The 14,473-nt window shown below is 72.2% G+C and carries 11 protein-coding genes; 4 read left to right on the top strand and 7 right to left on the bottom strand.

The window, feature by feature from the left end:
* Positions 1-8 precede the first annotated feature (8 nt).
* Entirely contained in the window at positions 9-1,544 is a 1,536-nt protein-coding gene (locus DEJ27_RS09270; protein ID WP_110861920.1) for a PucR family transcriptional regulator, read from the bottom strand.
* A gap of 92 nt (positions 1,545-1,636) precedes the next feature.
* Here DEJ27_RS09270 and gabT point away from each other — a divergent pair, with 92 nt between their 5' ends.
* From gabT to DEJ27_RS17740, 4 genes are all read left to right on the top strand, one after another.
* Positions 1,637-2,998, top strand: coding sequence for a 4-aminobutyrate--2-oxoglutarate transaminase (gabT, locus tag DEJ27_RS09265; RefSeq protein WP_111090809.1), 1,362 nt, complete (start codon positions 1,637-1,639; stop codon positions 2,996-2,998).
* 68 nt (positions 2,999-3,066) lie between these two features.
* A complete protein-coding gene (locus tag DEJ27_RS09260; protein WP_111090823.1) occupies positions 3,067-4,554 on the top strand; it encodes an NAD-dependent succinate-semialdehyde dehydrogenase in 1,488 nt (495 codons plus the stop codon).
* Positions 4,551-5,921, top strand: a complete 1,371-nt coding sequence (locus DEJ27_RS09255; RefSeq protein ID WP_110861924.1) for an NAD(P)/FAD-dependent oxidoreductase — start codon at positions 4,551-4,553, stop codon at positions 5,919-5,921. Before DEJ27_RS09260 ends, DEJ27_RS09255 begins: the two co-directional genes overlap by 4 nt.
* 92 nt (positions 5,922-6,013) lie before the next feature.
* On the top strand, positions 6,014-6,172 hold the full coding sequence (locus tag DEJ27_RS17740) for a hypothetical protein (protein ID WP_181430130.1): 159 nt from the start codon (positions 6,014-6,016) through the stop codon (positions 6,170-6,172).
* Positions 6,173-6,500: 328 nt separating this feature from the next.
* On the opposite strand, the gene DEJ27_RS09250 is transcribed toward DEJ27_RS17740, so the two are convergent.
* The 6 genes from DEJ27_RS09250 to DEJ27_RS09225 form a co-directional block, all read right to left on the bottom strand.
* Positions 6,501-7,865 carry an NAD-dependent succinate-semialdehyde dehydrogenase gene (locus DEJ27_RS09250; RefSeq protein WP_111090808.1) on the bottom strand — a complete coding sequence of 455 codons (1,365 nt, stop codon included), beginning with the start codon at positions 7,863-7,865 and terminating at the stop codon, positions 6,501-6,503.
* Between the two features lie 21 nt (positions 7,866-7,886).
* Positions 7,887-9,299: an APC family permease gene (locus DEJ27_RS09245; RefSeq protein ID WP_111090807.1), complete on the bottom strand. Its 1,413-nt coding sequence runs from the start codon at positions 9,297-9,299 to the stop codon at positions 7,887-7,889.
* A 99-nt stretch (positions 9,300-9,398) separates the two neighbouring features.
* A complete protein-coding gene (locus tag DEJ27_RS09240; protein ID WP_111090806.1) occupies positions 9,399-10,442 on the bottom strand; it encodes an agmatine/peptidylarginine deiminase in 1,044 nt (347 codons plus the stop codon).
* Complete coding sequence (locus tag DEJ27_RS09235; RefSeq protein WP_111090822.1) at positions 10,439-11,473, bottom strand: nitrilase-related carbon-nitrogen hydrolase; 1,035 nt, start codon at positions 11,471-11,473, stop codon at positions 10,439-10,441. Before DEJ27_RS09235 ends, DEJ27_RS09240 begins: the two co-directional genes overlap by 4 nt.
* 291 nt (positions 11,474-11,764) lie before the next feature.
* On the bottom strand, positions 11,765-13,108 hold the full coding sequence (locus tag DEJ27_RS09230) for an NAD(P)/FAD-dependent oxidoreductase (RefSeq protein ID WP_110861932.1): 1,344 nt from the start codon (positions 13,106-13,108) through the stop codon (positions 11,765-11,767).
* The gene (locus tag DEJ27_RS09225; RefSeq protein WP_110861934.1) at positions 13,108-14,472 is read right to left on the bottom strand and encodes an FAD-binding oxidoreductase; all 1,365 of its coding nucleotides are present in this window, start codon (positions 14,470-14,472) and stop codon (positions 13,108-13,110) included. The genes DEJ27_RS09230 and DEJ27_RS09225 overlap by 1 nt, the downstream gene beginning before the upstream one ends.
* Between the last annotated feature and the right edge of the window lies 1 nt (position 14,473).

The following is a 14,473-nucleotide window of genomic DNA, read 5'->3' as shown; positions in this document are numbered from 1 at the left end:
TCCGCGCGTCACGCGCCCTCGACCACGAAGGCTGCCCAGAGGTCGGCCCGGGTCGAGAAGACGGAGAGGTCACGGTCGAGGAGCCTTCCCGCGTGCTCCACCCGGGCGCGGGCGGTGTGCCGGTGGATGCCGAGGACCCGTGCGGCCCGGTCGTACTCGCAGTTCTCCTGCAGCCAGGTCCGGACGGTGCCCGTGAGCTCGGTGCCGGCCGTGCGGTCGTGGTCGAGCAGCGGGGCGAGGAACGCGCGGGCGACGGCACCGGCGTCCACGTCGACGTGGGCGAGGTGGGCGAGGACGCCCTCGCGCGCGAGGTCGCCGAACTCGGTGGTGCCCGGGCGTCCTTCACGGCGTCGGTCGAGTGCCTGCACTGCCTCGGTGCGGGCGCGTCCGAACGACCGGTACGCAGTGCCGTCGGACAGGCCGGCGCGCAGGTCGAAGCGGTCGACGAGTTCAGCGACGATCCCGGTGTCGTCCGCGTTCACGCAGAGGAACAGGGCGTCGTCGACCGCGAAGAACAGGTGCCCCGGCCGGTCCTGCACCCACAGTTCGAGCAGGTCGACCACGGTGTCGAGGTCGTGGTCGAGGACGTCGACAGCGGCGATCCGGACGGGTTCGGCGGGCAGCGGCCCCCACACCTCGCGTGACGTCGCCTGCACCACCTCGGGTTCGCCGACGGACAGCATCGTGAGGAGTCCGGTGCGCAGGAGTCCCCGGGCGCGGGCGAGTTCACGGTTCTGCTGCAGGGCGAGGCCGGCCAGGGCGATGACGGCCGTGACGACCTCGCGTCCGGCCCGGTCGAGGGCTCCGCCGTTCGCGATCGCGAGCACGCCGCTCAGGTGCCCGCCGCTGCCGAGCGTCTGCAGGGTGTACCCGCCACCACCGTCCGTGGCGACCGGCAGGCTCGCCCGCTGGCCGGAGCGCAGCAGCCGTAGCGCCTCGGTCCGCAGGAGGTCGAGGTCGGCAGCGGGCAGCCCGTCAGCGGGGTGTCCGCGGTCGAGCCGACCGGAGACGTCGAACAGGCCGACCCACCCGTCGAGCTGCCGGGACAGCTCGGCGATGGTCGCGCCGAGTCCGTCGGGTCGCATCGCGGCGAGCGAGATGGCCCGCTGCGCGGCGAGGGCCCAGGCACCGCGTGCGTTGGCGTCCCGCGCGACCGCTTCGGCGTTGGCCTGCGCGACCGCGATGAAGGAGGTCTCGTAGGGCACCTCGAACAGCGGCAGTCCGTGCCGGGTGCAGGCGGCGACCAGGGCGTCGGGGGTGCCGGCGCGGACCACCTCGGTGCCGAAGCCGAGCGCCACGACACCACCGTCCACGAGCCGCCGGACGTAGGCCTCGGCGACGTCGTCGCGCACCTCGGCCTCGGCGCCGAACTGCGTGCCGGTCGTGAGCAGCCCCTGACCCTCGGAGAGGAACGGCGTCGGGTCCTCGAGGTCCGAGCTGTGCAGCCAGGACAGCGGGGCATCGAGGGCGTGCTCGTCCGCGTCGTTGAGTGGGCGCAGGTGGAGTTCACCCCGGTGCAGCAGGGAGCGCAGCGTTGCGGGCATGCCGTCACCCTATCCACCGGGTCGATCTGCCGGGGGGACGGTGTACGCCGTGGACAGTGGGAGTGCGCGCTGCTGGCTCCTACCATCGCCGCATGTCCTCCACCGCAGCGTCCGCGACCCGAGCGACCACCGGCGGCCCGTCGCTGCCCCAGGAACGACGGCTCGTCACCGCCGTCCCCGGCCCGCGATCGCAGGAGTTGCTCGCCCGGAAGGCCGTCGCCGTCGCGGCCGGGGTCGGCGTCGCCGTGCCCATCGCCGTCGTCGCGGCCGGTGGCGGCGTCGTGGTCGACGCCGACGGCAACTCGTTCGTCGACCTCGGGTCCGGGATCGCCGTGACGTCGGTCGGCAACGCCCACCCCGGCGTGGTCGCTGCGGTCACCGAGCAGGTGGCTGCCTTCACGCACACGTGCTTCACCATCGCTGCCTACGACGGGTACGTCGCCGTCGCCGAGGCACTCAACCGTCTGACCCCCGGCGACCACGAGAAGCGGACGGCGCTGTTCAACTCCGGGGCCGAGGCCGTCGAGAACGCCGTCAAGATCGCCCGGAAGCACACCGGTCGGCAGGCCGTCGTCGTCTTCGACCACGCCTACCACGGCCGCACGAACCTGACGATGGCGTTGACCGCGAAGAACCAGCCCTACAAGAACGGCTTCGGTCCGTTCGCACCCGAGGTCTACCGCGTCCCGATGTCGTACCCGTTCCACGACGGGCTGTCGGGACCCGAGGCGGCGAAGCGTGCGATCAGCCAGATCGAGAAGCAGGTCGGGGCTGCGAACACCGCCGCGGTCCTGATCGAACCGATCCAGGGCGAGGGCGGCTTCGTCGTCCCGGCGCCGGGGTTCCTCACCGCACTGTCCGAGTGGGCCACCGCCAACGGCGTCGTGTTCATCGCCGACGAGGTCCAGACCGGGTTCGCCCGCACCGGCGCGATGTTCGCCAGCGAGCACGAGGGGATCGTGCCCGACGTCGTCACGACCGCGAAGGGCATGGCCGGCGGACTCCCGTTGTCCGGTGTGACCGGGCGTGCGGCGATCATGGACTCCGCCCACGTCGGCGGCCTCGGCGGGACGTACGGCGGCAACCCGATCGCCTGCGCCGCAGCCCTCGCGGCCATCGACGCGTTCGAACACGACGGACTCGTCGAGCGCGCCGGGGCGATCGGCACGGTCCTGCTCGACGCCCTGCGCGGCGCCCAGGCCGACGACCCCCGCATCGGCGACGTCCGCGGCCGCGGTGCGATGGTCGCGATGGAGCTCGTCGACCCCGTGACCGGTGATCCTGACCCCGGGCTCACCGGACGGGTGGTGCAGTACGCGTTCGAGCACGGGGTCATCGCCCTCACGGCCGGCACGTACGGCAACGTCGTGCGCTTCCTGCCGCCGCTGTCGATCGACGACGACCTGCTCCGCGACGGCCTGGCCGTCGTCCTCGACGGGCTGGCCGCGTCGTGAGCGCGACGATCCCCGCAGCAGCCTGGCCCAGCGTCCCCGACGCCACCGGACCAGCCGCCGAACAGGCGGTGCTCGACCGCGTCCCCACGGGCCTCCTGGTCGACGGCGTCTGGCAGCCGGCGGCCGACGGCGGGACCTTCGCCGTCGTCGACCCTGCGACCGGCGAAACACTGCTGCACATCGCCGACGCCTCGCCCGAGGACGGCCGGAAGGCGCTCGACGCCGCCGTCGCCGCACGGCACGGCTGGGCGACCACGTCCCCGCGGCAGCGCGCCGAGGTGCTGCGCCGCGCGTTCGACCTGCTGCAGGGGCGACGCGAGGAGTTCGCGCTCCTGATGACGCTGGAGATGGGCAAGCCCCTGGCCGAGGCCCGCGGCGAGGTCGCCTACGGCGGCGAGTTCCTCCGCTGGTTCTCGGAGGAAGCGGTCCGGATCGGCGGTTCGTACGGCACCAACCCCGAGGGGACCGGCCGCGCCACCGTCTCGCACAAGCCCGTCGGACCCGCGTTCCTGATCACACCGTGGAACTTCCCGTTGGCGATGGCGACCCGCAAGATCGCACCGGCGCTCGCCGCCGGCTGCACCGTCGTCGTGAAGCCGGCCGAACTGACGCCGTTGACCACCCTGCTGTTCGCCGACCTGCTCGTCGAGGCCGGTGTGCCCGCCGGCGTGGTCAACGTCGTCCCGACCACCCGGGCCGCCGACGTCTCCGCGCCCGTGATCGCCGACCGCCGCCTGCGGAAGCTGTCCTTCACCGGTTCCACGCCGGTCGGACGCACGCTGCTCGGTCAGGCGGCTCAGAACGTGCTCCGGACGAGCATGGAGCTCGGGGGCAACGCCCCGTTCCTGGTGTTCGCCGACGCCGACCTCGACCTCGCGGTGGAGGGCGCGCTCGCCGCGAAGTTCCGGAACACCGGCCAGGCCTGCACGGCCGCGAACCGGTTCCTGGTGCACGCGGACGTCGTGGACGAATTCACCCGGCGGGTCACCGAGCGCGTCGAGGCCATGCGGGTCGGTCGAGGCACCGAGGACGGCGTCGCGATCGGACCGCTCATCGACGCCCGTGCCGTCGACAAGGCCCATCGACTGGTGACCGACGCGGTCCAGCGAGGGGCGACGCTCCGCACCGGCGGGCACGCTGTCGACGGACCCGGCACCTTCTACGAGCCGACCGTCCTGACCGACGTGCAGCCCGGCAGCGCGATCCTCGACGACGAGATCTTCGGACCGGTGCTCGCCATCCGCACGTTCCGCACCGAGGACGAGGCCGTGGCCGCCGCGAACGACACCGAGTACGGTCTGGTCGGCTACGCGTTCACCGAGGACCCGGCACGCGGGCAGCGCCTGATGGAGCGGCTCGAGACCGGCATGCTGGGGCTGAACACCGGGGTCGTGTCGAACGCCTCGGCACCGTTCGGCGGCGTCAAGCAGTCCGGCCTCGGTCGCGAGGGCGGCGGCGAGGGCATCGCCGAGTACCTCGAGACCATGTACACGCTGACCCCGGACCCGTTCCGGCACACCGACAGCACCACGACCGCACAAGGAGCAGCTCGATGATCGAGAAGGACGTCGTCGTCATCGGAGCCGGTGTCGCCGGTCTCACCGCCGCGAACCGCCTGCGGGCCGCCGGCCTGCGGGTCGCCGTGCTCGAGGCCCGCGACCGCGTGGGGGGCCGCACCTGGACGAACGACATCGACGGGGTGACCCTGGAGATCGGTGGGCAGTGGGTCTCGCCCGACCAGACCGCACTGCTCGAGACCCTCGACGAGCTCGGCCTGCAGACGTACGACCGGTACCGCGAGGGCTCCAGCGTCTACATCGACGCCGACGGCACCCGAACCGAGTACACCGGGGACATCTTCCCCCTGCCCGAGGCCACGGCGAACGAGATCGAACGCCTCGTCGCCGTCGTCGACGAGTACGTCGCGAAGGTCGACCCGGCCCGCCCCTGGGAGACCCCGGACGCGGCCGCCCTCGACGAGGTCTCCTTCCGCGCCTGGCTGCACGACCTGAGCCCGGACCGGGTCGCGACCGACAACGTCGAGCTGTTCATCGCCGGCGCGATGCTCACGAAGCCCGCGCACGCGTTCTCGGCGCTGCAGGCCCTGCTGATGGCGGCGTCCGCCGGGAGCTTCACCAACCTGGTCGACGCCGACTTCATCCTGGACAAGCGGGTCGTCGGCGGCATGCAGCAGGTGTCCGAGCGGCTCGCTGAGCGCCTCGGCGACGACGTGCACCTGAACGCTCCGGTCCGGACGCTGCGCTGGGGCGACGACGGGGTCGTCGCGCTCGCCGACGGCGGGATCGAGGTGCACGCCCGACAGGCACTCGTCGCGGTCCCGCCGCCCCTGTACTCGCGGATCTCGTACGAGCCGCCGCTGCCCCGACGTCAGCACCAGCTCCACCAGCACCTGTCGATGGGCTTCGTGATCAAGGTGCACGCCGTCTACGACCGCCCCTTCTGGCGTGCGGCGGGCCTGTCCGGCACCGCGTTCAGCCCGTACGAGGTCGTGCACGAGGCGTACGACAACACCTCGCACGGTTCCGAGCAGGGCACCCTGGTCGGGTTCGTCTCCGACCAGCACGCCGACGACCTGTTCGCGCTGTCGACCGGGGAACGGCGGGCCCGGGTGCTCGCCTCGCTGGCGCACTACTACGGCGACGAGGCCCTGCGACCGGTCGTCTACTACGAGAGCGACTGGGGCACCGAGGAGTGGACGCGCGGCGCCTACGCGGCGAGCTTCGACCTGGGCGGGCTCGTCCGCTACGGCGCCGACCAGCGTGCCGCGGTCGGTCCGATCCGGTTCGCCTCGAGCGACCTGGCCGGGCAGGGCTACCAGCACGTCGACGGCGCCGTGCGCATCGGTCGCGAGGTCGCCGAGGAGATCCTGGCGGTCGTTCCGCAGGCAGCTTCGACACCGTAACCGTCTCGACCGGTCACGGATTCGTGCCGCATCCAGCCGCTGACGTGTCCAGGCGCTGACGTGTCCAGGCGCTGACGCGTACCGTCCGGGCCATGAGTGACGCAGCGAACGGGTCCAACGACCCCACGAAGGACCAGGAGCAGTACACCGAGGACCTGCCGGACGGGTCGCCCACGGGCGACGCGACGGAGGACCCCGCGCAGGACAGCGACACGGACTCCGGCGGCGAGCCCGCCGACCCGCAGCAGTAGCGGCGGCGGTCGCGCGGCAGCGCTGTGGCGTGGCGGCGTGAGACGCCGGCGTGTTCGCTCGACGCCTCCATGCCATCGAGACGCCGCCGGATCCGGCGGCGTCTCGCGCGTTCCGCGGCGTCGAAGCGTGACGACGGCGTCTTCCGATGGCGAGGCGGGAGCGGCGACCGACGGACGGACGGGAGGCGCGGTGCCAGCTGGCACCGCGCCTCCCGTCCGTCGTGGCCCCGGCGGCAACACACCGGCGTCTTGGTCAGACGCCGTCACGTCATCGAGACGCCGCCTGATTCGGCGGCGTCTCGCGAAGACGCCGGCGTCTTCGCGTCGGTCAGCCGATGCGGATCAGCTTCTTGTTCACGAACTCGTCGGCCCCCAGGGGGCCGAGCTCACGGCCGAAGCCACTGCCCTTGACGCCACCGAACGGCAGCTCCGGGCTGTCCGCGCCGACGATGTTCACGTAGACCATGCCGGCCTCGATCCGGTCGGCGACCCGGAGTGCCTGGTCGGCGTCGGTGGTGAACAGGTACGAACCGAGGCCGTACGGGGTGTCGTTGGCCAGGGCGATCGCCTCGTCCTCGTCGGCGACGCGGTACACGGCGGCGACGGGACCGAAGAACTCCTCGCGGTAGGCGTCGTTGTCCGGCGTGACGTCGGTCAGGATCGTCGGCAGGAAGGCGTTGCCTTGGCGATCGCCGCCCGTCACGACGGTCGCACCCTGCTCGACCGCGGCGGCGAGCTGCTCCTGCAGCCGGTCGGCCGCGGCCGGGGACGACAACGGGCCGAGTTCGGCACCGGGCACGCTCGGATCCGTCGGTTCGACCGCCGACATCGCCGCGGTGAACTTCGACAGGAAGTCGTCGTACAGGCCGTCGACCACCAGGAACCGCTTCGGGGCGTTGCAGACCTGGCCGTTGCCCTCGAGCCGAGTGGTGACGGCGGACTCGACGACGGCGTCCAGGTCGTCGGTGGACAGCACGATGAAGGGGTCGGAGCCGCCGAGTTCGAGCACCACCTTCGTCAGGTTCCGGCCGGCGATCTCGGCGACCGCGGCACCGGCGCGCGCCGAACCCGTGAGCGAGACGCCCTGCACGCGCGGGTCGGCGATGACGTCGGCGACCTGGTCGTTCGTCGCGAACACGTTCGTGTAGGCACCGGCCGGGAAGCCGGCGTCGTGGAAGATCCGCTCGATGGCCAGGGCGGACTCCGGGCACTGCGGTGCGTGCTTCAGCAGGACGGTGTTGCCGATGACCAGGTTCGGTCCGGCGAACCGGGCGATCTGGTAGGCGGGGAAGTTCCACGGCATGATGCCGAGCACGACGCCGATGGAGGCCTTGCGGATGAACGCGGACCCCTCGGACCCGTCCGCCAGGGTGATCGGCTGGTCGGCCAGGAACGCCTCGGCGTGGTCCGCGTAGTAGTCGTAGATGTCGGCGCAGAAGTCGACCTCGCCCTCGGCCTGGTCGATCGGCTTCGCCATCTCGCGCACGATCGTGGCGGCGAGCTCGGCGTGCCGCTCCCGGTACAGGTCCGCGACCCGGTGGAGCAGGGCTGCACGGTCGGCGACCGTCGTCGTCCGCGACCACTCGGTGTGCGTGCGGTCGGCGGCTGCGACGGCGTCGTGCAGCTCGGCGTCCGTGATGGTCGGGTAGGTCTCGAGGGTCGTGCCCGTGGAGGGGTCGGTGACGGCGTACATGGCGTCCTCTCGTGGTGGCGGTCAGGCCTGGTCGGTCAGCTGCTTGTTCACACCGGTGACGGGCTGGTTCTCGTCGAAGCCTTTCGGTGCGACCCGGAAGCCCTTCGTGATGACGAGCAGGTAGACGAACCCGATCGCCGCCCACACTCCTCCTGCGATCAGGGCGTCGGCATGGAGCTGCGACCAGAGCACCCCGGTCAGGAGCATCGCGACCCCCGGCAGCACGATGTAGCGCCAGCGGTCGCCCGCCGTGTGACGACGTCCGTTCCGGACCGCGAAGTGCACGATCACGGTGGCGTTGACGAAGGTGAACGCGATGAGGGCGCCGAAGTTGATGTAGGCCGCGATCGTGTCGAGCGAGAAACTCATCGCGAGCAGGGTGACCGCGCCGACGAAGACGACGTTGAACACCGGGGTGTGCGTGCGGGGGTGCACGTAGCCGAAGACCCGCTTCGGCAGCACGTTGTTCCGCCCCATCACCATGAGCATGCGGGCGACGCTGGCGTGCGAGGCGAGACCCGAGGCGAGCGCGGCGACGAAGCCGGCCGACACGAGGACCGCCTGGAACACCGGGCCGCCGACGAGCAGGCCGATCTGGGGGAGCGGGTCGTCGGTGAACTCGCCGAAGGGTGCGTTGGTGGGGAAGCGGAGCTGGGCGAAGTAGGCGGAGACCAGGAAGATCGCGCCGCCGAGCAGGACGGTCAGCATGATCGCCTTCGGCATGATGCGGATCGACTTCGCCTCTTCCGTGTACATCGTCACGGCGTCGAAGCCGATGAACGAGAAGCACACCACCGTCGCCCCGGTGAGCAGCGCCGACATCGTCACGCCGTCGTGCACGAAGGGTTCGGCGCTGACGATCGTGCCCGCACCAGCGCCCTGGGAGAGCTCGATGACGGTGAAGACCACGAACGCGATCATCGCCAGGACCGCACCGACGAGCAGCACCATGTTGAGGTTCGACGTGCCGCGCATCGACAGGCAGATCACCGTCGTCACGAAGACCGAGTAGACGACGACGGTCACCCACGGCGGCAGCCCCGGGAACACCTGCTCCAGGTAGAGACGGATGATCAGGGCGTTCACCATCGGCAGCAGCAGGTAGTCGAGCAGCGAGGTCCAGCCGACCATGAAGCCGAGGTTCGGGTGCATCGACTCCCGGACGTACGTGTACGCCGAACCGGCGGCGGGGTAGACGCGCACCATCTTCCCGTAGCTGATCGCGGTGAGCGCCATGATGACCAGGGCGATGAGGTACGCGCTCGGCACCGCCCCGTCGGTCTGCTCGGAGACGATGCCGAAGGTGTCGAACACGACCGTCGGGGTCATGTAGCCGAGACCGAGTCCGACGATCGCCCAGAGCCCGAGGCTCCGCTTCAGCGACCCGCCGCGCACCGGTGCTGCCGGCGCGGTGACCGCGATCGGTGATGCCATGTGACTTCCCTGCTCTTCGGGGCCGGGCAGCGTCGCCCGATCAGTTCGGAGCACCATACCGACGGGTCGGCAGTGGGCGGACCGGCCGCGGTGTACAGGTCATCGGCACCCGCTGTACACCGCGGCAGTGGTTCGGGCCGCCGGTTGCTGCTGCGTGATGCAGTGCAGCCCACCACCCCGCGCGAAGACCTCGCGGGCGTCGATCGAGCGGATGCGTCGGCCCGGGTACGCCTCGGCGAGGATGCCCCTGGCGCGGTCGTCAGCGACCGGGTCGCCGAACGCGCAGGCGATCACGGCGTCGTTCACCACGACGTGGTTCACGTAGTTCCAGTCCACCGGTCCACCGTCGTCGGACAGCGTCGACGGAGCCGGCAGCTCGATGATCGTCGCGTCGGTCGCCCGCTCGAGCGCTCGCCGGATCTGGGGCATGACCAGGTGGTCCGGGTGGCCGGCATCCGGCTGGGCGTGCAGCAGGACCGTGCCCGGGTCGGCGAAGGTCGCCACCATGTCGACGTGGCCCCGGGTGCCGAGGCCGTCGTAGTCGCGCGTCAGACCGCGTGGCAGCCAGACGACCCGCGTGGCGCCGATCGTGCGCGCCAGCTCCAGCTCGACGCGCTCCCGGTCGGCGTACGGGTTCCGGCGCGGGTCGAGCTGCACCGTCTCCGTCACGAGCACGGTGCCGGCGCCGTCGACGTGGATCGCCCCGCCCTCGTTGACGAGCAACGACGGGATCCGCGTGGCTCCCGCAGCACGGGCGACGGTCGCGGCGACCTCGGCGTCACGCGTCCAGGTCGACCACGGGTTCGCACCCCAGCCGTTGAACACCCAGTCGACTGCGCCGAGTCGCCCGGAGTCGTCGTCGATGACGAACGTCGGACCGATGTCGCGCATCCAGAAGTCGTCGAGAGGCGTCTCGAGCACGTCCACGCCGGACGACAGCAGGCGACCGGCATCCGCGCGTGCGACCGGGTCCACGACGACCGTCACCGGCTGGTGCTCGCTGATCGTGTTGGCCGTGGTCGCCCAGGCCAGGCGCGCGGCCTCGGCGCTCGCCGCGTCGTCGCCGAGCGTCAGGCCGGGGCGTGGGAACGCCATCCAGGTGCGTTCCTGCGGAGCCGTCTCGGGAGGCATCAACCACGTCATGCGCGCGCCCCGCGCCGGGCGGTGGCCGGTTCCACGGCCAGGGCCGCGTCGATCGCGTCGCGTGCGCCGTACGCGTGGCGTTCCTCGTCGACGGGGTCGACGAGTCCGGCGTACAGGTCGGGGCGCCGGGTCAGGTAGAAGGGGAACAGCCGGAGCCACTCCGTCCGGGCGTCGAGGTCGAGGTCGGCGACGAGCACCACGCTCGTGTCACGGGGAGCCTCGACGAGCACGCGGCCGAACGGGTCCGAGATGAAGGACGAGCCGTAGAACGTGATGTCGCCCTCGTCGCCCCACCGGTTCGGCACGACCATGAACTGCCCGGCGGTGATGCCGTTCGCCACGATCACCCGCTGCCAGATCGGCGCGGTGTCGAAGTCGGGGAACGTCGGTTCGGAGCCGATCGCCGTCGGGTACACGAGCACCTCGGACCCGGCGAGCCCGTAGGCGCGGGCGACCTCGGGGAACCACTCGTCCCAGCACGTCGGCAGCCCGACCCGGGCGCCGAGGCCGGCCGGTTCGTGGACGGGGAACGGGTCGGCGTCGGCGCCGGGGCGGAACCAGGTGTCCTCGTGGTAGCCGGCGCTGATCGGGATGTGGGTCTTCCGGGTCCGGCCGACCAGGGCGCCGTCGGGGGCGACGAGGACCGCCGTGTTGTACCCGCGCGGGTCGTCGGGATGGTCGTCGTCGTCCGGCTGCTCGTACAGGGAGGCGTGCACGAACACCCCGTGGTCGATCGCCTGGGCACGGGCGAAGGTGACGGTCGGGCCGTCCTGCAGCGACTCGGCGAGGTCCTTCGGGGTCCCGCTCGCCGGGGTGTCGCCCGGGTAGCGGCGCAGCGTCAGTTCGGGCAGGAACACCGCGGTGGCGCCGTTCGCTGCGGCGGTCGCGATGCCGTCGGCGAGCTGGGCCAGGTGCTCGTCCGGGTCGGGGAGCCACCGCACCTGCACGAGGGCGACGCGGAGGGACCGGCGGGGTGCGCCGGTGTCGGCGTGCAGCGGCGACGGGAGCGAGGGTGCGGTGACGACGTCCATGCCGCCATTGTTGATCATGCGATCAACGAGCGCAAGGTCTTCACGCCGGTCGCCGTCCACGCCGCGGGTCCTCCTTGATGAGCCGCCGTGACGGACTGCGGGCGGCCGCGAGCGCGGGGTGGTCCAGATCGAGACCGGCAAGCAGGGCGAGCAGTCGTTGAGCCGGTGCCGGACGTCTGGCCGCAGCAGGTTGTCGTGGTGAGCGACACGGTTCCGGAGTCGACGGAGCGTCTCGAGTTGGAGCCCGGTCGTCTCCTGGCTGAGTCGTTCGATGACGCACCGGGATGGCGCTCAGGGCGTGGACAGCGGGTCGGCGAGCGAGAGCGGCGCGACCTCGGTGCCGAGCAACCGCCCGGCCGCCCGCAGCCCGGACAGCAGCGCACCGTGCACCGTCGCCGGGTCGTCGCTCCAGGTGGCCTCGCCGGCGAGCTGCACCCGGCCGGACGGGGTGCCGAGCAGGTCGTGGTCATCGGGTGATGCCCCGACGTGCAGGTACGAGTACGAGCCCCGCGAGAACGGGTCCTCGGCCCACCGGGTGATCCGGAACGCCTCGGGCCGGGGGACGGACGCGCCGAACATCTTCCGCAGCGCCGCCACCCCCTCGTCGACGACCACGGCGTCCGGCAGGGTCTCGAGCCGACGGGCTCCGGCACCACCGACCAGGGCGGCGAGCACCGGCGCACCGGTCACCCGGGACATGTCGTACCAGGAGTGCCAGTCGACCCCGGCGGACCCCTGCTGCCGGACCACCCACGAGTCGCCCCAGAACCGTGAGGGGAACCGCAGGAACACCTTGTCGTAGGCGCCCATCCCGAGTCGGCCGAGCGCTCCGGTCACCGGTGCGGACAGGGGCGGGGTGAAGACCACGTCGCCGGCCCGCAGCACCCCGAGCGGCACCGTGACGACGACCTGCCGGGCGGCCACGGTGGTGCCGTCGGCGAGCCCCACGGTCACCGAGTCGCCGACCTGGGTCACCGACCGAACGACCGACGACAGTCGCACGTCGAGACCCTCGGCCAGCGCGCGGGCGTACTGGGCGTAGCCGCCGGGGAACACCACCTCGTCACCGGGGACGTGCTCCTCGTCGAGGCCGTGCGCGTCGAGGACGGTCACGGGGGCACCGCAGAGGTCCTCGGAGCGGTGGGCCGTGTACTCGCGGACCCGTGCGGCCCGGTCGCCCTGCCACCGCAGCGACCGGAGCACGGTGTCGACGGCGGCCGCGTAGGTCGAGGGCGGTGGAGCATGTGCGACGACGGCGCCGAGGGCCGAGTCGACGGTGTGCAGGTCCGCGACGAACGCCGACGTGTCCTCGGCGGAGAGTGCAGCGCCGGACGGGTCGTGCCAGGCGATCGGCCGGCCGTCGAACTGGAAGCTGCCGACCGTGAACTCCACGGTGTCGAAGCCGAACGCCGACGCCAGGGCCCAGAGCGGGTTGCCGTCGACCCCGTGGATCCACGAGGCGCCGAGGTCGACCGGAACCCCGAGCGACGAGTCGGTCCAGGTGCGTCCACCGATCCGGTCGCGGGCCTCGAGCACGACGACCCGCTGCCCGCCGAGTGCGAGCGCCCGGGCGGCGGCGAGCCCGGCGACCCCCGCCCCGACGACCACGACGTCGGCGTCGAGACCAGCAGCCATCAGTGTCCTCCGGTCAGCGGTGCCATGAGCCGGGCGGCCAGACTCGGCCGCCCGGTCAGCGCTTCTTCGCGGTCGGCCAGGTCGGTCGCGACGAGTCCTGCGTTCGCCCCGAGGAACCGCAGCGGCTCGGGCTCCCAGTCGGGCGATCGGTGGTTCACCCACGGCAGTGCGGTCAGTGCCGTCGACTCCCCGCGCACGAGGTCGGCGAGGGTCCGTCCGGCCAGGTTCGCCGTCGACAGGCCGTCACCGACGTACCCGCCGGCGCTGCCGACGTGGCCGTCCCAGGTCACCGAGGCGCACCAGTCGCGCGGGACCCCGAGCGGTCCGCCCCACATGTGGGTGACCGGGGCGTCCGCGACGACGGGGAACAGGTCGACCAGCGCCCTCCGCAGGTGCTCGAACACGCGCGGCACCCGGTCGTACCCGGGCGTGATCGCGGAACCCCAGTGGTAGCGGGCTCCGCGGCCACCGAACGCCAGCCGGTCGTCGGCCGTGCGCTGCCCGTACACGAGCAGGTGCCGGTAGTCGGAGAACGTCTGCCCGTGCTCGAGCCCGATGCGCTCCCACGCGGACGCCGGCAGCGGGGCCGTCGCGATCATCAGCGAGTACAGCGGCAGGATCCGCCGCTTCGTCTGCTCCAGCTGGGCGCCGTACCCCTCGACCGCGATCACCACGGCGCCCGCCGTGACGGTCCCGCGCGACGTGATCACACGCCCGCGATCCCAGGACGAGACGGGCGTGTGCTCCGCGATCCGGACGCCACGGGCCTCCAGGGCGGCCGCGAGGCCACGCACCAACGCGGCGGGCTGCACGCGCGCGCAGTCCGGGGTCCACGCGACACCCGCCGATCCGGCGGCGTCGCCCGCTCGAGCCGGTCGCCACGTCATGTCGTCGCCCCATGCCGCGGAGGACGCGACCTCGTCGTGGGCGGCGCGTTCCTGCACGGCGGAGCGTGCGTACAGGACGGTCCCGCCCTTCACGTAGTCGCAGTCGACCTCGGCTTCGGACGCGGCGCGGCCGACCTCGTCGACGGTGTCGCGCATGGCGGCCCGCAGCGCGAGCGCGGCGTCGCGCCCGTGCTCCTCGGCGATCGTGGAGGCGGACCGCGGGAACAGCGCCGAGCACCAGCCGCCGTTCCGACCGGACGCGCCGAAGCCGGCGATCTCGCGTTCGAGGACGACGATCTGGAGGCGCGGGTCGGCCCGGTGCAGGTACCACGCGGTCCAGAGACCCGTCAGTCCACCGCCCACGATCACGACGTCGGCCGTGGTGTCGCCGTCGAGCGGCGGCCGGGGCGTCAGGTCGTCGCGTCCGGTGGACGCGAGCTGGTCGAGCCAGAACGAGACGCCCCGGTAGCCGCCCACG

It is taken from the genome of Curtobacterium sp. MCPF17_018, from assembly GCF_003234135.1.
Lineage (GTDB): Bacteria > Actinomycetota > Actinomycetes > Actinomycetales > Microbacteriaceae > Curtobacterium > Curtobacterium flaccumfaciens.
Note: the sequence above shows the minus strand (reverse complement) of the source record. Positions and strands in the feature narration are given on the sequence as shown.

What these genes read in the sequence shown, in the direction of transcription:
- DEJ27_RS09270 (WP_110861920.1), bottom strand. Translation starts at nt 1,544, where the DNA reads ATGCCCGCAACGCTGCGCTCCCTGCTGCACCGGGGTGAACTCCACCTG.
- gabT (WP_111090809.1), top strand. Translation starts at nt 1,637, where the DNA reads ATGTCCTCCACCGCAGCGTCCGCGACCCGAGCGACCACCGGCGGCCCG.
- DEJ27_RS09255 (WP_110861924.1), top strand. Translation starts at nt 4,551, where the DNA reads ATGATCGAGAAGGACGTCGTCGTCATCGGAGCCGGTGTCGCCGGTCTC.
- DEJ27_RS17740 (WP_181430130.1), top strand. Translation starts at nt 6,014, where the DNA reads ATGAGTGACGCAGCGAACGGGTCCAACGACCCCACGAAGGACCAGGAG.
- DEJ27_RS09250 (WP_111090808.1), bottom strand. Translation starts at nt 7,865, where the DNA reads ATGTACGCCGTCACCGACCCCTCCACGGGCACGACCCTCGAGACCTAC.
- DEJ27_RS09245 (WP_111090807.1), bottom strand. Translation starts at nt 9,299, where the DNA reads ATGGCATCACCGATCGCGGTCACCGCGCCGGCAGCACCGGTGCGCGGC.
- DEJ27_RS09240 (WP_111090806.1), bottom strand. Translation starts at nt 10,442, where the DNA reads ATGACGTGGTTGATGCCTCCCGAGACGGCTCCGCAGGAACGCACCTGG.
- DEJ27_RS09235 (WP_111090822.1), bottom strand. Translation starts at nt 11,473, where the DNA reads ATGGACGTCGTCACCGCACCCTCGCTCCCGTCGCCGCTGCACGCCGAC.
- DEJ27_RS09230 (WP_110861932.1), bottom strand. Translation starts at nt 13,108, where the DNA reads ATGGCTGCTGGTCTCGACGCCGACGTCGTGGTCGTCGGGGCGGGGGTC.